17 protein-coding genes and 1 pseudogene are annotated in these 19,372 nt (G+C 56.8%); 3 read left to right on the top strand and 15 right to left on the bottom strand.

The window, feature by feature from the left end:
- Positions 1 to 12 precede the first annotated feature (12 nt).
- From U9M73_RS21030 to U9M73_RS21005, 6 genes are all read right to left on the bottom strand, one after another.
- Positions 13 to 1,464: a CoA-acylating methylmalonate-semialdehyde dehydrogenase gene (locus tag U9M73_RS21030; protein WP_323078980.1), complete on the bottom strand. Its 1,452-nt coding sequence runs from the start codon at positions 1,462 to 1,464 to the stop codon at positions 13 to 15.
- A gap of 48 nt (positions 1,465 to 1,512) precedes the next feature.
- Entirely contained in the window at positions 1,513 to 2,529 is a 1,017-nt protein-coding gene (gene iolC, locus U9M73_RS21025) for a 5-dehydro-2-deoxygluconokinase (protein WP_009224091.1), read from the bottom strand.
- On the bottom strand, positions 2,526 to 3,443 hold the full coding sequence (iolE, locus tag U9M73_RS21020) for a myo-inosose-2 dehydratase (protein ID WP_323078979.1): 918 nt from the start codon (positions 3,441 to 3,443) through the stop codon (positions 2,526 to 2,528). The genes iolC and iolE overlap by 4 nt, the downstream gene beginning before the upstream one ends.
- Positions 3,444 to 3,471: 28 nt before the next feature.
- A complete protein-coding gene (gene iolD, locus U9M73_RS21015; RefSeq protein WP_323078978.1) occupies positions 3,472 to 5,334 on the bottom strand; it encodes a 3D-(3,5/4)-trihydroxycyclohexane-1,2-dione acylhydrolase (decyclizing) in 1,863 nt (620 codons plus the stop codon).
- Positions 5,335 to 5,670: 336 nt separating this feature from the next.
- Complete coding sequence (locus U9M73_RS21010) at positions 5,671 to 6,051, bottom strand: ATP-binding cassette domain-containing protein (RefSeq protein WP_260071804.1); 381 nt, start codon at positions 6,049 to 6,051, stop codon at positions 5,671 to 5,673.
- A gap of 10 nt (positions 6,052 to 6,061) precedes the next feature.
- Positions 6,062 to 7,402, bottom strand: a complete 1,341-nt coding sequence (locus U9M73_RS21005) for an MFS transporter (protein WP_260071805.1) — start codon at positions 7,400 to 7,402, stop codon at positions 6,062 to 6,064.
- Between the two features lie 266 nt (positions 7,403 to 7,668).
- On the opposite strand from U9M73_RS21005, the gene U9M73_RS21000 reads away from it, so the two are divergent.
- A complete protein-coding gene (locus U9M73_RS21000) occupies positions 7,669 to 8,136 on the top strand; it encodes a MarR family winged helix-turn-helix transcriptional regulator (RefSeq protein ID WP_009224086.1) in 468 nt (155 codons plus the stop codon).
- A 161-nt stretch (positions 8,137 to 8,297) separates the two neighbouring features.
- Here U9M73_RS21000 and U9M73_RS20995 read toward each other — a convergent pair whose 3' ends face one another.
- The 7 genes from U9M73_RS20995 to U9M73_RS20965 all read right to left on the bottom strand — a co-directional run bounded on the left by U9M73_RS20995 (position 8,298) and on the right by U9M73_RS20965 (position 14,484).
- A complete protein-coding gene (locus U9M73_RS20995) occupies positions 8,298 to 8,471 on the bottom strand; it encodes a hypothetical protein (RefSeq protein WP_260071806.1) in 174 nt (57 codons plus the stop codon).
- A 25-nt stretch (positions 8,472 to 8,496) separates the two neighbouring features.
- On the bottom strand, positions 8,497 to 8,838 hold the full coding sequence (locus tag U9M73_RS20990) for a hypothetical protein (protein ID WP_009224084.1): 342 nt from the start codon (positions 8,836 to 8,838) through the stop codon (positions 8,497 to 8,499).
- Between the two features lie 155 nt (positions 8,839 to 8,993).
- Complete coding sequence (locus U9M73_RS20985) at positions 8,994 to 10,517, bottom strand: MDR family MFS transporter (RefSeq protein ID WP_323078973.1); 1,524 nt, start codon at positions 10,515 to 10,517, stop codon at positions 8,994 to 8,996.
- A 186-nt stretch (positions 10,518 to 10,703) separates the two neighbouring features.
- Positions 10,704 to 12,356: an ABC transporter ATP-binding protein gene (locus U9M73_RS20980; RefSeq protein ID WP_323078971.1), complete on the bottom strand. Its 1,653-nt coding sequence runs from the start codon at positions 12,354 to 12,356 to the stop codon at positions 10,704 to 10,706.
- 1 nt (position 12,357) lies between these two features.
- Positions 12,358 to 12,963 (bottom strand): ECF transporter S component, encoded by a 606-nt coding sequence (locus tag U9M73_RS20975; protein ID WP_009224081.1) that lies wholly within the window; start codon positions 12,961 to 12,963, stop codon positions 12,358 to 12,360.
- Between the two features lie 151 nt (positions 12,964 to 13,114).
- Positions 13,115 to 13,876, bottom strand: coding sequence for an energy-coupling factor transporter transmembrane component T family protein (locus U9M73_RS20970; RefSeq protein WP_260071540.1), 762 nt, complete (start codon positions 13,874 to 13,876; stop codon positions 13,115 to 13,117).
- Between the two features lie 2 nt (positions 13,877 to 13,878).
- A complete protein-coding gene (locus U9M73_RS20965; protein WP_009224079.1) occupies positions 13,879 to 14,484 on the bottom strand; it encodes a GNAT family N-acetyltransferase in 606 nt (201 codons plus the stop codon).
- A 158-nt stretch (positions 14,485 to 14,642) separates the two neighbouring features.
- Here U9M73_RS20965 and U9M73_RS20960 point away from each other — a divergent pair, with 158 nt between their 5' ends.
- Positions 14,643 to 15,596, top strand: a complete 954-nt coding sequence (locus tag U9M73_RS20960; RefSeq protein WP_009224078.1) for an alpha/beta hydrolase — start codon at positions 14,643 to 14,645, stop codon at positions 15,594 to 15,596.
- Here the strand turns inward: U9M73_RS20960 and U9M73_RS20955 are convergent.
- Positions 15,578 to 15,778: an aspartyl-phosphate phosphatase Spo0E family protein gene (locus U9M73_RS20955; protein WP_036644485.1), complete on the bottom strand. Its 201-nt coding sequence runs from the start codon at positions 15,776 to 15,778 to the stop codon at positions 15,578 to 15,580. The two genes, U9M73_RS20960 and U9M73_RS20955, sit on opposite strands and share 19 nt — an antisense overlap.
- A gap of 222 nt (positions 15,779 to 16,000) precedes the next feature.
- Between U9M73_RS20955 and U9M73_RS20950 the strand changes: the two genes are divergently transcribed.
- Positions 16,001 to 16,492: a GAF domain-containing protein gene (locus U9M73_RS20950; RefSeq protein ID WP_009224076.1), complete on the top strand. Its 492-nt coding sequence runs from the start codon at positions 16,001 to 16,003 to the stop codon at positions 16,490 to 16,492.
- Between the two features lie 371 nt (positions 16,493 to 16,863).
- Here the strand turns inward: U9M73_RS20950 and U9M73_RS20945 are convergent.
- Positions 16,864 to 18,955, bottom strand: a pseudogene (locus U9M73_RS20945) (endonuclease MutS2).
- Positions 18,956 to 19,372: the final 417 nt, after the last annotated feature.

Genomic DNA, 19,372 nt, shown 5'->3' with positions numbered 1-19,372 from the left:
ACTTCAGCTTGGTTACAACCAGCGAGCGGTCACCATTTTTTTGCGCGTATAAAATTCGACCCCGTCTGTGCCGTTCGCATGCAAGTCGCCGTAGAACGACTTCTTGTAACCGGAGAACGGGAAGAACGCCATTGGTGCAGGCACGCCCAAATTAATGCCCAGCATCCCAGCGTCAATGGTCTCCCGGAAGGTCCGAACGTTGGCGCCGCTGCTCGTGAACAGACAAGCCCCGTTCGCGAATTCCGAGCGGTTGGCGAGTTCGATCGCTTCCTCCAACGTCTTCGCCCGCATGACCGACAACACCGGCGCAAAAATCTCATCTCTGCCGATCGCCATCTCGCCATTCACCTGATCAAAGATCGTTGGCCCGAGGAAAAAGCCTTCGCCGCTTGCCGCCGCATCTTCGCGGCCATCCCGAACGAGCACGGCGCCTTCGGTAATGCCGCTTTCGATGTAGCGAATCGTCCGTTCCTTGTGCGACTGCCGGATAACCGGGCCAAGGAGCACGCCTTCGTCGAGACCGTTGCCGATCTTGATCCTGTCCGCAGCTTCAGACAGTCTGGCGACAAGTTCGTCCGCGATGTCGCCAACGGCAACGACAACGGCGCAAGCCATGCAGCGCTCGCCAGCAGAGCCAAACGCCGCGCTGATAATCTCCTTGACGGCAAGGTCAAGATCCGCGTCCGGCATTACGATCGTATAGTTTTTGGCCCCAGCCAATGCCTGAACGCGTTTGCCGTTGGCCGCACCGGTCTTGTACACGTATTCCGCCACCGGTTGTGAGCCAACAAACGAGATCGCCTTGACGCCGGGATGCTGCAGCAAGCCGTTTACAATATCATGCGCACCGTGTACGACGTTCAGCACGCCAGGCGGCAGGCCAGCCTCATGGAACAGTTCAGCCAGCCGGTTCGCCAGCAGCGGCGTCCGCTCGGACGGCTTGAGCACAAACGTATTGCCGCACGCAATCGCCAGCGGGAACATCCAGCAAGGCACCATCATCGGAAAATTAAACGGCGTGATGCCACTGACAACTCCGAGCGGGTAGCGGTACATGCCGGATTCCAGGTTCGAGGCAATATCCGGCAGCTGCTTCCCCATCATCAGCGAAGGTACGCCTGCGGCGAATTCGACGCATTCGATGCCGCGCAGCACCTCGCCGTGCGCCTCGTTAAAGCTTTTGCCGTTCTCTTGCGTAATCAGGCGGGCTAATTCATCCCAATGCTCCACAAGCAGCTGCTGGTACTTAAACAACACCCGTGCACGGCGCGGAACCGGTGTCCGGCTCCATGCGGTAAAAGCTTCGGCCGCAGCCGAAACCGCCTGATCCACCTCAGCCTGCGTAGACAACGGCACCTTCGCCAATACTTCGCCTGTTGCCGGGTTGTAGACATCCTCCGTTAGTTCGGATGCGGACTTAACCCATTGTCCGCCGATCCAGTTGTTTAGCGTCGTTGAGTTCATAGCGCATGTTCTCCCCGTTTCTATAGGCCGGCCCACTTGCCTCTCAAGTTAACCGGCTGTAATCTCCCCGCGCTCGCAGCGCTGAATATAGTCCTCCACCGCTTTGGCAGTGGGCATCGCGTCCGAACAGCTGTGACTCGAAATCACAATACTTGCTGCCGCCCCGCCAAAAGCCATGCTCCGGGCGACATCCCACCCGGACATTAGTCCGTGAAGGAAGCCGGAAGCATAGGCATCGCCGGCCCCAAACGTCTTGATGACCTTTGCTGGATACGACGGAGCGCGATGCTCCAGGCCATCCTCCGTATAGGCGATGGACCCCTCCTTGCCATGCTTGATGACGACGAGCTTCGCACCGCGATCGAACCACTTGGCAGCGGTGTACCGGTCACTGCGGTCGGAATTCTGCTCGAATCGCTCCATGCTGTCGAATTCCTCGCGCGTCCCGAGGATGATGTCGCTTTTCTCCGCTACAAGGTGGCAGTACACCGCCGTTTCCTCCGGCGATTTCCAGGTATAAGGCCGATAGTCGATATCAAAAGCGACCGGAGTCCCGTGAGCCCGGGCATACTCCAGGGCGACGAATACCGCCTCCCGAGACGGACTTGCGGCCAGTGCTGTACCCGAGATCAAGAGCGCTCTGCTCTCCGCAATCAGCGATTCATTCACCTCCAGCGGGCCAAGCTTCAGATCGGCCACATTATCCCGATACATCAGGATGCTGCAATCCGTAGGGCTCTTGATTTCCGTGAACGCAAGCCCGGTGACCGCGCCGGTGTGGTCCGTCGAGACGCCGCTGTCGTCGATGCCGTTATCGCGCAGGTACGTTCGAATAAATCGGCCCATCTGATCGTCGGCCAATTTACCGATGAAGGCGACGCGCCGGCCAAGCCGGCTCATGCCGATGGCAATATTCGCGGGCGAACCCCCAACATACTTGGTGAACGTCACCGTCTGCTCCATCGGGCGGTTAATTTCGTTCGCGTTAAGGTCAATACATAGCCGTCCAAGCGCCGTGAGGTCAAACCTCCGGTTCTCCGGGAACAGCGAAACCAACGTTGTCATGAAGGGTCCCCTCCTTCAGTCGGAATCAGCGAGTGCAGATAGGCAAGCGCCTTCGCTGCATATTCCCGCGGCGGATGCTCCGCCGGATCCTGCTCGCCCTCAAGCATGGCCCAACCGCTGTAACCGCGGCTGACCAGCTCAGCGATGATCGTCCCAAAATCGATGCAGCCGTCGCCCGGAACCGTGAATACGCCTTCACGAATGCAGGTGATGAAGTCGGAGCCGGCTTCTTTTAGCTTACGCAGCCTGTCGTCGCGCACGTCCTTCAGATGAACGTAGGCGATGCGGTCGTAATGCTTGCGGAGCACTGTCAGCGGGTCCGCCCCGCCGTACAGCGCGTGCCCGGTATCAAACAGCAGCCACACCGATTCCGGATCGGTCAGCTCCATCAGCTTGTCGATCTCATCGGGCCCTTCGATGACCGTGCCGCCATGGTGGTGGTAGGTCAGCTTCAGCCCGTACTCGCGGGCGATGCGGCCGGCAGCGTTAAGACCTTCAGCCAAGCTGCTCCATCCCGCATCGTCCAAAGGAATAACGTTCCGCTCGTTTGGCGTTCGTCGCGGATCAAAGTGCAGTGAACCGCCAACTTCGCACGTGCTTATCACCTCAGCCCCCATCTCTTTCAGAAACTTTACATGCTTCCGGTATGCCTCCAGTTCCTGCTCCCGATAAGCCGGATCAGAGAAGAGCACCGACTTCCATTGCGAGACCAGTTGGATGCCGCGTTTGGACAACTCCTGCTTCAGCACGCCGATCTCGGTTGGATATTTTCTCCCCATCTCCGTTCCCGTCAAGCCCAGCGCTTGGATATCATCCAGGATTTGTTCGTACGTCGTGTCCGCTCCATGCTCCTTGACGTCTTCCCCCACCCAATTAATCGGATGCGCCCCTAAGCGAAAAGAAAAACCTCCCATCCTCATCCCTCCCCGTTGCCGGTTTCGATTAATAAGCTCTTGCCTGCCGAATGCGCTCGTTCATGGCTTCGTGGGCCTTCACAACCCGCTCGCCCGTCGAGACGGCGGGGACGCCGACGTTCCACCAGGACTCGTAGCCCTCCGTGTTGGTGCCCGGCAGCACCGCGATCTCGATCAGCGTCGTCCGCGTCTCTGCCTGGGCCAGGCGAAGCGCCTCGCGCAGCTCCTCCGTGTTCGCTGCCTTATACGAAGCTGCACCAAGACTGCGGGCGTGCGCGGCGAAGTCGATGGGAAGCACCTCGCCCGTGTAGCGGCCTGTGCCGGCCTCCCGATAACGGAATTCGTTGCCAAATCCGTCGCTTCCATGCTCGCGTTGCAAGTTGTGAATGCATTGGAAGCCGTGGTTATTAAACAGCAGGACCGTGATTTTACGGCCTTCCTGCAAGCTGGTGAGCAGCTCGGAGTGAAGCATCAAATAGCTGCCGTCCCCGACCAAGGCGTATACGTCCCGCTGCGGCGCCGCCAGCGAGACCCCAAAGGCGCCGCTCACTTCATAGCCCATACAGGAGAAGCCGTATTCCATATGGTAGGTATCCGGCCGGGACGTCCGCCACAGCCGCTGCAGGTCGCCGGGCAGACTGCCCGCTGCGCATACGATAACCGCTTCGTCGCCGATCGTCTTATTGATCACCCCAAGCGCACGTGTCTGCGCAAGCCCGTCTTCGCGTTCCAGCCCATATAACCGGTCGACCTCCCGATCCCACTCGGCCTTGAGCGCTTCGATCTCCGTTTCGCCGTAAGCTGACGCATACCCCGCCGCCGCCAAAATTTCCGCAAGCGCCGGCAGCGTTGCCTTCGCATCTCCCGCAAGCGGGATCCCGTCCAGCTTGACGCCGTCCAGCCGGCTGACGTTCACATTCACAAACAGCGCGTCTTCCCGGTACGCCGACTTGGATGCGGTCGTAAAGTCGGAATACCGCGTACCGACGCCGATGACGAGATCGGCCTGATGGGCGAGCCGATTCGCCGCGAGGCCGCCGGTGACTCCAATGCCGCCGACGTTAAGCGGATGGTTCCAAGGCAGGACGCCTTTGCCCGCCTGCGTCTCCGCCACCGGAATGCCAAAGCGCTCGGCGAATGCCGCCAGCTCAGCCTCCGCCCCGGAATAACGCACGCCGCCGCCTGCAACGATGATCGGACGGCGCTTGGCTGAGATGGCTTCCGCCGCCCGACGGAGCGCCTCCTCAGACGGACGATGCCGCTCAATGACATGCACCCGCTTGTCAAAAAACGCCTCCGGGTAATCATAAGCCTCTGCCTGAACATCCTGCGGAAGCGCAAGCGTCACCGCCCCCGTCTCTGCCGGGTCCGTCAGCACGCGCATCGCGTTCAGCGCTGCGGTCATCAACTGCTCCGGACGAACGATGCGATCCCAATACTTGCTTACCGGCTTGAAGCAATCCGTCGCCGCGATCGTGTAGTCGTGGCCGGCTTCCAGTTGCTGCAGCACCGGATCAGGCTGCCGTGAGGCGAAGTTGTCGCCGGGCAATAGCAGCAGCGGGATACGATTGACCGTTGCCGTCCCGGCTGCGGTCACCATGTTCAGCGCGCCAGGACCTATCGAGGTCGTGCACGCGTAGATGCGCCGGCGCCGCGATTGCTTCGCAAACGCGATCGCCGCATGGGCCATGCCTTGCTCGTTCTTGCCTTGCACGTATACTAGCTTGCCTGGGCTTCGTTCCAGCGCCTCCCCGATGCCCGTTACATTGCCATGGCCAAAGATGCCCATGACCCCAGCCACGAACTTCGTCTCGACACCGTCGACGGATACGTATTGATTGTCCAGAAACCTTAACAACGCTTGTGCCATTGTAAGCCGGATCGTCCGCATTTTGCCCTCCCACTTTTCATTAATCGCTTAAAAATACAACGCTTTCAATTTATCGTAAACTTCTATGTTCAAATTAAGTGAAGCGCTTAATTAACTTTTTACTATAAATTTGCAGTGAGCGCAATCATTTTTTGGGGCTTGGGTAGATCTCGACAAAGGTTTAGAAAAATCGGGAATTCTCAATTTCTCGGTCGAAACGGCGGTTTTTGAGACGAGCGCGGACAAACAAAAAAATAAAACAACCCGGCGTCAGAATTACAATACCAGGTTGTTTTTCGCGGATCTAGTAAAGCGCTTTATGACCTATCCTATGATTTAAATGGGGGCTACCCTCGCCTACGATCTCCATCGTCTGAAGGATAAGCCCATTTCACGGGAGAAGCCGCCAAGCCATCTGGCGAGCAATACGCCCGTGGATGCCTTAGACGCCATCGTTGTCATAGATGTTTTGCTGCGGGCGGCCAGCCCCAAATGCTCCCATAACGTCAGCGTATCGTAAAATACCGGCTGCTCCGGAATATAAGCATAATGGTTCGCCCCGCCATGAAATGTCACCTCGGCGTCCGCAAACGGCAGCAGGACAATCGCCTTCAGCGTGGTGCTCTTCCCCGCTCCGTTAAGCCCGATCAGCCCGGTAAGAACACCGGGCTTCACTTCGAGCGAAATTTGTTTGATGGCGGCCATCCCTGACTCGTATCCCGCCTGATGAATATTCACTTCCGTTCCATTACGCCTCCACAGCTCCCACAGTCTCCACTGCCGGTACAGCTGCGGCGCGGTCCCGCTTCATAATGGCCGGGGCAATCGACAAGAGCAGGAAGCCGATGACGGCCATCAGGCTGCCCGATACAATGAAGGCGGGTTCCGGCCCAAAGGCGGTCACCAGCGAGCCGCCAAACAACGGTCCGATCAGCGTTGCGGTCGAGGTCAAGCTCGATACCGTTCCAAAAACGCGCCCGGTCACCGCTTCCGGGGTCCGCTGCTGCAGCGTGACCTGGAACGGGATAAACGTCATCCCCGCGCCTAATCCGGCGAATGCGAACAATGCCAGCATCAACGCCATGACTCCGTCGGTAAACGTGACCCGGCTCACGATAAAGCCTGCTGCCGCGAACACCAACCCCAGCATGGCTCCGCCGATCCCCATTTTATACAGCGGAGTGATCTTGAGGCGCTGCGTGAGCCACGCCGCAGTTAAGGTGCCTACCCCGCTAAACGTAATGCACCACCCCAGCAAGTCATCGGGCACCCCAGGGATCTCCCGGAACAAAACCACGGCTTGCGAATCGGCGATCTGCAGAACGAGCAAACACGCGCACAGGATCAATGTGGCAATGGCAAGCAGCGGAATTCCGCCGATGATTTTGATGCCGGCCGCCATTTCTGCCCAAAACCCCCGCTTCTGTTTCCCGGATGCCGCTGATTCCCCGGCTTCCCCTTCCGCCGGTTTCGACAATGCTGCAACGCTCCGCAACTTGCCCGGCACCTTGGTTAACAAGAGCGCCGAAACGAGAAAGGTTCCCGCATCCACCACAAAACATACGGTTACGCTAAATGCCGCCGTCAGCATCCCGCCCAGAGCCGGACCGATAATTTTGGTGCCCTGTTCAATGATCGCACTGTAGGAAACGGCCTGTTCCAACTGCTCATGCGGTACAATCTCTTTAATTTTCCCGTTCTTGGCCGGGGAGAAGATGACGTCCAAGATTCCCTTGAAGATTAACAGGACGTACACCTGCCAGATCTCCGTTACGAACACGAAGCCGAGCAGCACCCCAAACCGCACAAGGTCGGAGAAGACCATCAGCTTTTTGCGTTCAAATCGGTCCGCCAGCATGCCCGCCAACGGTCCGCCCAACAATACCGGCAACACCATACAAAGCGAGACCATTGTAATTTCCCAAGGCGTGGCCTGCCATTTCAAGCCAACCATCGTCAGCAAGGCGAGCAAATACAACCAGTCGCCGATGTTGGATACCAACTGCGCCGATAACAGCGCTAAATAAGCACGATTTCGCAAGAGGCCGGAAGTTTCCCGGCTGGCCAAACCTTTCCCCAATCTTCTCATCTTCGACATCCCCTACTCCGCTTTGATTTATGAAGTTATCTTAATGAAACGGAAGGGGGATTCCATCCGTCTCGGGGCCGATTCCGTCCCTGCGCCGCAGAATGAAATTTTTGTGGTCCTAAGGCAGAGAGAATTACATTTATTTCCATACAAAAAAGACGCAAATTGTGATAAATTATATTTTTTTTAAATCTAAGGTGGTTTAAGATTACAAGTACTCGATCAAGTTCAAAGATTCACAAATATAAAATAAGGGCGGGATGCACATGATGACCACCGAACAACGCGGAACGGATTTGTCACTGCATTTGTACCGGGTTTTTGCCAAATCATTTAAGAGCGTCAACGAGCATGCGGTCATGGGGAGCAAAATCCAAGGATTTAATCCTACGGCCTTTGCCGTTCTGGAGGTCCTGTATTACAAAGGCTCTCAGCCGATTCAACAAATCGGCGCGAAGCTGCTGCTGCAAAGCGGGAACGTGACGTATGTGATCGATAAGCTGGAAGCGGCCGGCTTGCTGCACCGAACGCCTTGCCCGCGCGACCGTCGTGTAATTTATGCCAATCTGACACCTAAAGGCAAAGAGCTGATGGACCGGCTGTATCCGGAGTATGCGGAGCGGATTGACCACGCGCTGAGCGGGCTGACGGATGAGGAGAAGAAGGTCATGATCGAATTGCTGAAGAAAATGGGCCGTGAAGCCGAGAAGCTTGCCCCGTTGTTGCGGAAATAAAACAAATAGGCTGTTTCCATGGATCGTCGGCATGATGAACCTGGATACAGCCTACTTCGGGAGATCCGTGAGAATTCCCTTACATAGAATAGAGTGATGAAATCACCTTATCTCAGGACCATGAACCCGATAAGGTGATTTTTTATGGAATGCTCCAAACCCTAATGGGTCGGATCCATATCCTTGTTGTGGTCGCGGTTGTTAATGTCGCGGTGCCGGCGGTCATTCACCTTTTGCTGCATCTGCTGGGCTTGGTGTGCGTTGACCGGGGTCCGGTCCAGATCCTCTACGACATTCGTCAAATTTTTATCGATTCCCGATTTGCTTCGTGCCATCGCATAGGTCCTCGCTTTCTCGTTGTTAAGGGTTCGTCAGCGGCGCCAAAGCTTGCGCGCATTCATGAATATGACGGACATAGTCTCCGGTTAACTCCTGAATTTCCTGGCTGTTCTCCGCAATGGCCTGCCCATCCCGCTCCACATCTACCAGCTCGACACGAACCTCGCGCGGGTCCATATAAGAGCATTGAAAATCGAAGGAATAAAGCTGATGTCCCGCCGCATTGATATGAATCCGCAGCCCCTGGGGGTCCGCCCCATCAGCTTGCACCTGTACGGAGTCTCCCGGGTTCAAGTATTCCGGCAGCTGCTTCTGCCAAGCGTTGACGAGCGTGTGTTGGTCAACGTTCATGACCTTGTTCATAGTTACACCTCCCCTTTCCTGTTAAGGTGCGGAGAGGCAGGCTTTTTTATACCGTTTGATGCAAAAGAGACTGTAGACCGCGGCTACCCAAGGTCCGCCAAAAAGCAAAACGGGCCGTCCCATGAAGGGACCGCCCGCTGTAACCCCATATGAAGTTAAGCTCTATCTATAGAGGGCTCGCCCGCCTCGGCGCCCTCCTCCTGCTCCGGTGCCTGGTTACGCAGCCCGAAAGCGCATAGGATGCCAACGATGCCAAGCACGGCCATCACGATAAACAGCGTATGCAGGCTTTGTGCCAGTACATCCTTTAGCTCACTCCATAGCTTGGGGGCGAGCGAGTGGACTTTTTCCGGAGACAGCAGCTGGTCGATATCATCCTGGGAGATCGGGATCCCTGCCGCCGTGCCATTCTTCGTCTGGGCAACAATCTGCAGATTAATCAAGGTACCAAAGGCGGTGACCCCAATCGTCTGCCCAATCGATTTGACGAAGGAATTTAGCGCCGTAGAGGCGCCGCGCAGGTTATAACCAACGGAGGATTGGGAGATGATCGTAAATACGGTAAACGAAAAACCAAACCCGATCCCGTACAGCGCGTTATAAATCAACAGCGGCCAGATCGGCGTTCCGCCTTGGATCGTAGCCAATCCTAACGCACCGAGGGCGATGATCACCATTCCGATCAGCGAAGTGTTACGGGAGCCGCGGGTAATGATCCAACGGCCGCCCAACACCGAGCCAAGCATCCAACCGATGGACATGGGGGCGAGTACGAGACCGGAGGTCGTCGCATTTTGCCCCTGCACTCCTTGAACCCAGAGCGGCAGATACGAGGTTAACCCGATGAGCAGGGCGCTTGCCAACAGACTGGTGATATTGGAGAAGGCGATATCCCGGATACGGAACAGCTTCAGCGGCACCAGCGGTTCCTCGGCCCGTTGCTCAACGACGAAGAACAGCACCAGGAAGCAGGCCGCCACAGCAAAAATCCCGATCAGCCAAGGCGAAACCCAATCAAACTGTTGTCCGCCCGTCGCCAGCCCAATCAGCAAAGCGGAAACGCCAATCGTAAAGGTGACCGCTCCCAAATAGTCCACCTTCACCTTCCGTTTTTCAATCTGTTCATGCAGATAGACGATGATGAAATAGAGCGACAGCAGGCCAAACGGTACATTAAAATAGAATGCCCAACGCCAATTCAATGAATCCACGACATATCCGCCCAGCAGCGGCCCGATCAAAGAAGAAATGCCCCAAACCGAGCTGATCCAGCCCTGAATCTTGGAGCGTTCCTCGATGGAATAAATGTCGCCGATAATCGTAAACGTCACCGGCAGCAGGCCGCCGGCTCCGATCCCCTGCAAGGCGCGGAACCCGATCAGCTGTCCCATGCTGTGCGCCGTGCCGGACAGGACCGAACCCGCCAAGAACAGCAGGGAACTGATCACAAACACCGGTTTGCGGCCGTACAAATCGCTGATTTTCCCAAAAATCGGCGTAGTGACGGACATGGTCAGCAAATAGGCGGTAAACACCCAGCTCAGCAGCCGGGCGCCGCCCAGATCGCCAACGATCCGCGGGCCTGCCGGACCGATGACAGTCCCTTCGATCGCCGCTAAAAACGTGGACAGCAGCAAGCCCGTTAAAATATAATTCCGTTTCAATTGCATTGGTTTCATGATGAATAAAACTTCCTTTCTTTACTTTCCGGGCAAGGATTCCATAAACACTCATTATAATTCAACCCTCTGAAAAAAGAAAGCGGACAACAAACACAGGCCCTTTCCTGGTTTGTCGTCCGCATGTTTACGTATCGTCTATTGGATCGTCTGCTTCATCGTTATCGTACCGTTTCCTGTCCAGCTTTAATCCCGCTCTTCGTCCTGAAGCTGCCCTTCCGCGATCCGCCAACGCTTGACCCGTTGGCCTTCAAACAACTCCGGCTCATGGGTGATCATGATCAGCGCGGCACCTTGGTCCAGCGCCTCACGGCACAAAGCCGTTAACAAGCGGACACCGCTGTAATCGATGCCCGCCGTGGGCTCATCGAGAATATACAGCCGCTTCGGGCAGATCATGACAGAGGCTGCGCTCAGGAGCCGCTTCTCCCCGCCGCTTAACCAATACGGGGAATCGCCGGTTTTACCGCTTAAGCCGATCGCCTCCAGCATCCGTTCCGCGCGCTGCCGCCATTCCTCCGGCACAGGATCCCGCGGCCGCAGCCCAAGCTCAGCGCGCGGGCTGTACAGCAGCTCGTCCAGCACCGTCGAAGCAACGAATTGCTGCTCCGGCTGCTGGAACACGTAGCCGATCTCGGACGCCAGATCGTACAGCGTCCGGCGAGCGGTATCCTTGCCCTGCCAGAACACCGTCCCTTTGGGCGGGCGCAGAAGGCCCATCAGCAGGCGGGACAATGTGGTTTTGCCGGAGCCGTTGTCCCCGCACAGCAGCCGCCATTCGCCAGGGTACAGCGTGAGGCTAACATCCCGCAGCACCGGCTCGGCCCCGCGGGCGAAGGCGTAGCTGAGCCCGCGCGCTTCGAGCAGGGGGGTGCGGAACACCGGCGCAGCGGCCGCGGGAGCCGGGGCGGGCGCTGCGGGACGCTCGGCGGCGGGCGTGTGCTCGGCTGGAGCTTGAGCGAGCTCAGCCGAGACACGCGCCGGGGCTGGGGCCGGCGCTGAGGCGAGCTCCGCTGCCGTCGCCTTAGCAAGGGCGGCGTGCCCCTCCGGGCCGCCGCCGCTTGGGCCTGGGCCTGCTGCCGCCGCCGATGTGCCGGCCGGCAGCAGGCCCAGCGCTTCCAGCCGCGCGCTCGCGCCGCGGCGGATGCGCTCCGCCGGACCGTCCAACGCGACGGTTCCGGCGTCCAACACGACGAGCCGCGGCGCAGCCAGCGCGAGCTCGTCCATCCGGCCGGACATCGTCACGATGGTCCGGCCATCGCCGTGCAGGCGGCGCAGCAGCGCCAGCAGCCGCCGGCGCGAGGCGGCGTCGAGGCTGGCCGCCGCCTCGTCGAGCACGAGCAGCGGCGGCTCCAGCGCCAGCACCGCCGCGATCGCCGTGCGCTGTCGGCCGCCGCCGGACAGCGCGTGCACGGGCGTCAGGCGGCGAGGCGTCAACGCCACCGCCGCCAGCGCGTCCGAGACCCGCCGTTCCAGCTCGGCGGCGGGCACGCGCAGGTTCTCCGGGCCGAAGGCGACTTCGTCTTCGACCCGGCCCTGCACGAGCTGCGCGTCGGGGTCCTGGAACACGACCCCGACGCGCCGGGCGACCTCGCCGATCTCCGCTTCCGCGGGATCGACGCCGTGCACGCGTACTCGGCCCGAGCGGCTCCCTCCCCCGGCGCGGGGGAGATAACCGCTGATCAGCTGCGCCAGGGCCGATTTGCCGCTGCCGCTCGCGCCGACGACCGCCATCCACTCCCCGCGTTCCACGGTGAGCGTCACGTCGCGCAGCGCCGGGACTCCGCCGGGCTCAAACGCATAGCTGACGTCCTGCAGCTCCAATGCCGGTTCCGGCATTTTACGCCTCCGCCCGGCGGCCGACCGCGAAGCGGCGAAGCAGCCCGCTGCTAGCCAACGCATCGCCCAGCAGTTTGACCAACAGCCCGCACAGGATCATGCCGCTTAATACCCGAACGACGAGGGCGATCAGCAGAACATCCATGCCCCACTTCGTATAACCGTACATCTGGGCCGCAAAAAAGAACCACAACGGCACCATCGCCCCGCCGGTAATCAGCAGCATCGGCAAGCTCCAGTTTTTATAACGTACGAGGGCAAAAGCCGCCTCCACAATCACCAAATAACAAGCCGCAGCCACAAAGCAGGACAAAATGCCATACGCCGTTCCCATAAACGCTTGGACAACCGCACCGATACCATAGGTGATCAGGGCCGTCCCCGGTTTGCGGATAATATAATACGCCAGCAATCCGTAAATCATATACAAACCGGTGATCGTTGAGGTGAGGATCGGTCCCCCCAGCCCATTCAGCGCTTGATTCACCGGTGACAGAAACACCGTCATGACCGCGTTAGCCGCTGCCAGCATCGCCATAAGTACAATATCAAGCGTCGTAAAGCGCTGAAGCACTTTGTCGGAACTTCCTTCTTTCACTTGAACCATCCTCTCATCCATTTGAATTGTTAACCACAAGTGATAATTTAGGTTAACAATTTGTCCGCGTCAAGTCCTTTTTTTCAAATTTAACCTGAACTGCCTTATCTCTAGGGCCCGCATGCTTGTAAAAAGTGAACATCCAACAAGTCAAAATCCGTTACAGCATCCACAGGCCCGCAGTCAACACCAAGCTTGCCAGCATCGTCCATACGCCAACCGCCTTCAGCGGCACATCCCGCAAAAATGTGCGCTCCCGGTACGCACCAAAGCCCTTCACGTCCATCGCTCCTGCGGTTTGTTCCACACGCCGAATCGCTCCGGTGAACACGGTGACCAACTGCCCCCGCCACTGCGCAAGCCGTTCTGCAACCCCCCGCGGTTTGCGACCCAACCGAAGTTTACGGGCGGCTGCCGCCTGTCTTCCTTCCTCCGCAAGCAACGGCAAGAACGTCATCGCCAGCGAAACGCCAAACACAAACCGGTAAGGCAGCTTCAAACGGGTCGACATCATCACAACAAAATCCTTGGGATTCGTGGACTCGATATAAGCCAGCGAGGACAAAAACAAATTCACCAGCCGCAAAGTCACGGCGGCAGCGTCCTCAAGCGCAGTGGCCGAAATCGGCAGGAATCCCCCGCCCCCGGCACTTCCCTCCCGAAGCTGCACCGCCAGCGCGGTAACCACAAATAACGGCAGACCAAAGCCTAAGATCCAGGCGATGCGCCGTAATAACCGGGCCCAGCCAATCCCGGCCCCCAGCTTGGCCCCCGCCACCAATACCAGCAGCAAGATCACTTGCCGCTGCAGCTCGTCCCAATGCATGGCAAGCGCAGCGATACAAGCTAATGCGACCAGCTTACTGAGTGGGTCCAAGTGGTGCAGCATTCCGCCGCCGTATTTTTTTTCAGACTTCATCATCGTTAGGTTATTCCTCCCGAGTAATACTCTTTCTTCAACAAAGAATACATCAACAAATCAACAAAACCGTTCTCCGTCTTCTGATACTCCCGCAACAGCCCTTCTTCCATGAACCCAAACGCTTTCAGCAACTTGCGGGAAGCGTTGTTGCGTGGATCTACCAGCGCTTCTATCCGGTTCAGTCCCATCGTCTCGTAGCCGTACGCAAGCAGCATTCGCAGCGCCTCCGACATATACCCGTGCCCCCAATATTCCCGGCCTAGGTCATAGCCGATTTCCCCGCGATAAGCCCCGGCCAGCTCCCAAACATTAAAGCCGCAGCTGCCAATCAGCTTCTGTTCATCCTTCAGCTCAATGCCAAAACGTAGCGTATCCTCGCTCTCAGATAAACCATTCAGCAGGTTAATCATTGCCCAAGTATCCTCCACCGAGGCAAACGGCGGAAGATTCATATACTTAATGACTTCCGGATCGCTCCAATACCGAAACATCACCTCGGCATCGCTTCGCTCCATCCGCCGCAGCCTTAGCCGTTCGCTTTCCAGCACAGGAATGTCTCCGCCGCATTTGTACACGCCCGCCTTCTCCCCCTTTCCACCTGTGGTCATTAATCGCTACATCCTTTACTAGCTAATCATATCGGAATGGGCTCGTCAAAGGGACGGGGTAAATTTTCCGTATGGCGATTTTCCTTCCAACTTTTCGGTGATACTATAAAAACGTAAGAGAGCTTCACGGATAGGCTCGCAAGGAGGAACCCAGCGACATGGTATTTACGATCGTTATTTTGTTCTTCATGCTGATTGTATTGGCATTCGTAAGCGGCTTGCCGCGGTTTGCGGTGCGCCAAATCACCCAGATGCGGCTGCAGACGAACGAGAGCATTTACGAGTATTTGGAACGAACCGGGGTATTTACCCGCGACCAATTCGAACGGCTGCCCAAACGACAGGTTCAAGTCCGATCCCGAGATGGGCTGAAGCTCAACGGGTATGTTTTGGAACTGTTTCCTGGAAGCCAACGCTGGATGATCATCGTACACGGCTATACGGTTTCCTTGCTCGCCTCCACGCAATACATTGACGTGTTCCGGAAGGCAGGGTTTAACATTCTGCTGGTCGATCAACGTCGACATGGCGGCAGTGAAGGAAACTACACGACCTATGGATATCAGGAAAAATACGATGTCCAAGCCTGGGTAAACTGGATTTTGGAGAATTACGGGGAGAATAGTGTGATCGGCCTGCATGGCCAATCTTTGGGGGGTGGAACGGTGCTGGAGTATCTTGCCATCGCCCATCCGAACGTGAAATTTGTGATCGCGGACTGCCCTTACTCGGACTTGACGGAGCTCATTCGACATCAGATCACCAAGCTGAACAAGCTTCCGGCCAAACCGCTCTTGCCGCTGGTCGATAAGCTGCTGCATCGCAAAGCCGGCTTCCGGCTGCACCAGGTCAGCCCAATTAAAGCCGTTGAGAACAGCAAGCTGCCGGTGTTATTCATCCACGGTACGGAGGACAACTACGTTCCGACTTATATGAGCCGGGAAATGTACCAAGTGAAGCCTGAACCTAAAGAACTGCTGCTCGTGGAAGGCGCGGTCCATGCCAATGCCTACGGCATCAACCCGAAGCGGTATGCCGAAGTGGTACATGGCTTCATCGAGAAGGTTCTTGGCGCGGAAATGCCAGAGGCCGCTTACTTGCCGAGCATTTGACTTTGGGCCATCACGATATACTGGTCCAGGCGCTGGCTTATTTCCAGAATGGCGCCGCTGCTGAAGTTATCTTGAGTAGCGGCATTCATCAATTCCGTGCGCAGGTGCTCGATGGTCGCCTTCAAGTCGTTGCTGATTTTATTATTGGTACGGCTTGTGCCTCGGAGAGATTGAGGTACCATAAAAATCACCTTTTCATTAATCTTGTCCCTATTTTACCGCATGATGCCAAAAAACATATTTTGCAAATTTGATAAAAAATAGCACTGAGTGTCGGACTTTGTAAGATATAAACGGTTCTTCGCTCTTAGGGATGCTATCCCTCGACAAAAAACTTCTTTATAATAGTTGTATCGCTGCCGGCAACCTTATCTCGCCCGCAGTTTTTAAGGAGGGAATCATGCATGTTTCATGCCAATGAATATAGCGGTACCCGCGAAGAGCGGCAGCAAGCCGTCTTGTCGCAGCTTCAAGCGCTCATCAGCGGGGAGACTAACCAGGTAGCCAATCTAGCCAATGCGGCTGCGCTGTTGAACCATTACCTGGAGGATATCAACTGGGTCGGCTTTTACTTATACGACGGCAACGAGCTGGTGCTCGGACCGTTTCAAGGCCTGCCGGCCTGCATCCGGATCCCGCTTGGCAAAGGGGTCTGCGGCACCAGCGCAGAACGCCGCGAAACGCTGCGGGTGGAGGATGTCCATGCTTTTCCAGGCCACATTGCCTGTGATGCGGCATCCAACAGCGAGATCGTCGTACCGATCGTTAAGGAAGACCGGCTGATCGGCGTCCTGGACATCGATAGTCCGCGGAAAGGACGCTTTGACGCGGAAGACCAAGCGTTCCTCGAACAATTTGTGGCGACGCTGGCCCAGCAGCTGCCGGTTCCCGCTTAACGGGGATTACACTTCAACTGCGACTGTTACTCAGACTGGGATCCTTACCCCAACTCACTCTCACTGTAGCCGCTACGATTCCTGCAAAAGTGCAGTTATTTTAGTCAAAATGGGAGAAAATCACGAAATTGATGCAAAAGTGCAGTTTTTTTTCGCTCGAAACGCCGGATTTCCGGAAATGGGCAGAAAAAGCCTGCACTTTTGCAGTTTTTTAGCTCCAAATCGTACTTTTGACAGAAAAAACTGTACTTTTGCAGCTATCTCCCCCCTAGCGAACAAAACTAAAGCGCGAGCCTAAGGACCGAACGAAACGGATCTCTAAACTCGCGCTCTTTCATTATGCCTGACGCCTGGCTAACTACCGCGCAAAGTTAATCCTCCCCCGGTTTCTTGATAATCATCAAGCCTTCCACGTGCCGTTTGCTCATCAGCTTGCGCTTTTTCCGGTTTTCCTTCGAGTCGAACACGATATCCAAATCGTAATCCTCCGGATACAGAGACTCGCTCGCTCTTAAGATAAGGCTTTAATCGCTTATGGTTCACCTTGATTTTCTGCTTCTGCACCTGAACTAACGCCATTCCTCGCAAATCCGGCGGTTCCACGACGATGCCAATCTTCCCGATGGAAGTGACGAGAACGGCGTCGCCCACCTCAAACTTGCGGGACGGCGGAAGGGCTGCTTCTCCGGTTGCCGCCTCAGCGTCAGCGGGTTTCCCGGCCCCCGTTACGGTCTCCGTTCCTCCGCCGTTCAAGCCTGCTGCTCGCTGGGGCTTCAGCTGTCCCTTAGCTCCCTTACCTTTCCCCGGCTCCCCCGCTGCTCGCGAACTCCCGGGCACAGAAGCTGCCTTATCCCGTGCATCCCGCGCAGCCGCTGATGGCTTCGCGGGTACGATCTCATCCCAACGCAGACCGCCGCTGCCAGAGCCATCGGTGGATTGCTGGCGGCTGACGATATGCTGCGAGCGTTCGATGATCCCGCCGGACATCCCCAGCTTGCGGGCGATTTCGATCGCATAACTGCGGCCGGACTGCCCGATGGTCAGGCGGTACAGCGGACGCAGCGTCTCGGCGTCGAATTCCATCCGCGCGTTCTCAAATCCCTCCGCCCGGGAAGCGAAGGTCTTGAGTTCGTTGAAATGGGTCGTGACCATTACCGTCGACCCTTTCCGGGCGAACTCCTCCAGGATCGCAATCGACAAGGCGATCCCTTCGCCTGGATCGGTGCCCGCCGCCAGCTCATCGATCAGCACCAGGGTAGCGGGGCCCGACTCTTTCAGGATTTGTACCAGCGCGCCGATCTGAGCAGAGAACGTGCTGAGTGACTGCTCCAGGTTCTGGCCGTCCCCGATGACAGCGCGGATGCCCTGGTACACCGCAAACCGGCTATCCGGCGAGACCGGCACCAGCAGACCCGATTGCACCATCAATGTCAGCAGACCAAACGTCTTCAGGACGACCGTTTTCCCGCCGGTATTGGGACCGGTGATGATCAGCGTCCGGTAATCCGTACCGATCGCCATATCCAGCGGCACCATCGTCTGCAGCAGCTTCGGATGCTTGGCGCCGCGAATCACCGTCTCTCCGGTCTCGCTGAGCTGCACCTCGGTCCCGCCGATTGCCGCAGCGTATTTTGCCTTAGCGAAAATAAAGTCATACAACCCTGTAATCTCGATATTCCGAATCAGGTCAGCCGCTTCCCGTTCGACCAATCCGGCGAGGTATCCGAGGATTTTCGCTTCCTCCCGGGCCTCTTCGCCTTGAAGCAGCTCCAGCTCGCTTTGCAAGGCTGCCACCTCCTGGGGCTCGATGAACGCGGTCTGCCCGCTGGTCGATTGGTCCAGCATACGCCCATTAACTTGCTTGTAGTAGTCTTTTTTCACCGGGATCACGTATCTGCCGCCGCGTACGCTTACGATGTTCTCCTGCAAAATCGAGGCGTGACGAGCCATAACAGCCTGAATCCGCTTCTGGATCCGCTCTTTGACGATGCTGATTTTTTTACGTATCTTCTCCAGCTCCCGGCTGGCGTCATCCATAATCACTCCGTGCCGAATACAACGGAGAATCTCCTGCTGCAGTGCAGGCAAATCCTGCAAATCGGTCGCATAAATGCCGATTCGCCAGGCCAGCTCGCCTTTGGCAGCCATATATTTCTTGAGTTGCCCGCAGCTGTGCAGGAACGTCTGCACTGCCGTCAAATCCTGCTCCGTGAACAGATACCCTGTGCCCAGCAATGAGACGACCTGCTCGATCCCTTCCAGCGAAGGCAGCGGGACACTGGCTCCCTTCCTGTACAGGGCGACCGCCTCCGCCGTTTCCGCAATCGCCCGTTCGATGGCCCGCTTCTCCACCATCGGTGCGAGCTCTTCGATGCGTTTCCGGCCGGCATAAGATACCGCGTATCCCAGCAATTCCCGTTTGATGCTTTCATATTCCAATGTACTTAGCGAAAATCTCTCCAAGGGAAATCCTCCTTCAAAATGGTTGATCTTCCTTCTTTCCGGAATAAAAAAAGGCAAAGGACGCACGTATGCCATCCTTTGCCTATACTCCTCCCGCTCTCTGCCGATCCGGGTAATCAAAAAAGCCGTGCTGAAAACAGCACGGCTTGATCGTTATCAAGATAACGGCAGCTAATGGGGAGCTGCAAGATGCTTTCGCGTGTGTTCTTAACTATTCATAGACCGAAACAAGCGTACGGAAAAATACATGCGCGCTTAAAACTCAAGCGGCACGTTCCTGTACTCGTGTCTCTGTCCCTATGAAATTACTAGTTAAGAACCTTCACCGACATCAAGATCTCTCCTCTTTCGATCACGAAGCATTATTCCGAAAAGAAGGAATACGTTTAATTTACCAAAAAGGGGCGTTATCCGTCA

The sequence above is a fragment of the Paenibacillus phoenicis genome (genome assembly GCF_034718895.1).
Classification (GTDB): domain Bacteria; phylum Bacillota; class Bacilli; order Paenibacillales; family Paenibacillaceae; genus Fontibacillus; species Fontibacillus phoenicis.
Note: the sequence above shows the minus strand (reverse complement) of the source record. Positions and strands in the feature narration are given on the sequence as shown.

Bases quoted from the DNA above. Each gene is read 5' to 3' on its own strand.
- U9M73_RS20995 (WP_260071806.1), bottom strand. From the start codon at position 8,471: ATGGCACGAAGCAAATCGGGAATCGATAAAAATTTGACGAATGTCGTA.
- U9M73_RS20975 (WP_009224081.1), bottom strand. From the start codon at position 12,963: ATGGTTCAAGTGAAAGAAGGAAGTTCCGACAAAGTGCTTCAGCGCTTT.
- U9M73_RS20985 (WP_323078973.1), bottom strand. From the start codon at position 10,517: ATGAAACCAATGCAATTGAAACGGAATTATATTTTAACGGGCTTGCTG.
- iolE (WP_323078979.1), bottom strand. From the start codon at position 3,443: ATGGGAGGTTTTTCTTTTCGCTTAGGGGCGCATCCGATTAATTGGGTG.
- U9M73_RS20960 (WP_009224078.1), top strand. From the start codon at position 14,643: ATGGTATTTACGATCGTTATTTTGTTCTTCATGCTGATTGTATTGGCA.
- U9M73_RS21005 (WP_260071805.1), bottom strand. From the start codon at position 7,402: ATGAGAAGATTGGGGAAAGGTTTGGCCAGCCGGGAAACTTCCGGCCTC.
- iolD (WP_323078978.1), bottom strand. From the start codon at position 5,334: ATGCGGACGATCCGGCTTACAATGGCACAAGCGTTGTTAAGGTTTCTG.
- U9M73_RS20955 (WP_036644485.1), bottom strand. From the start codon at position 15,778: ATGGTACCTCAATCTCTCCGAGGCACAAGCCGTACCAATAATAAAATC.
- U9M73_RS21030 (WP_323078980.1), bottom strand. From the start codon at position 1,464: ATGAACTCAACGACGCTAAACAACTGGATCGGCGGACAATGGGTTAAG.
- U9M73_RS20980 (WP_323078971.1), bottom strand. From the start codon at position 12,356: ATGCCGGAACCGGCATTGGAGCTGCAGGACGTCAGCTATGCGTTTGAG.
- iolC (WP_009224091.1), bottom strand. From the start codon at position 2,529: ATGACAACGTTGGTTTCGCTGTTCCCGGAGAACCGGAGGTTTGACCTC.
- U9M73_RS21000 (WP_009224086.1), top strand. From the start codon at position 7,669: ATGATGACCACCGAACAACGCGGAACGGATTTGTCACTGCATTTGTAC.
- U9M73_RS20965 (WP_009224079.1), bottom strand. From the start codon at position 14,484: ATGACCACAGGTGGAAAGGGGGAGAAGGCGGGCGTGTACAAATGCGGC.
- U9M73_RS20990 (WP_009224084.1), bottom strand. From the start codon at position 8,838: ATGAACAAGGTCATGAACGTTGACCAACACACGCTCGTCAACGCTTGG.
- U9M73_RS20950 (WP_009224076.1), top strand. From the start codon at position 16,001: ATGTTTCATGCCAATGAATATAGCGGTACCCGCGAAGAGCGGCAGCAA.
- U9M73_RS20970 (WP_260071540.1), bottom strand. From the start codon at position 13,876: ATGATGAAGTCTGAAAAAAAATACGGCGGCGGAATGCTGCACCACTTG.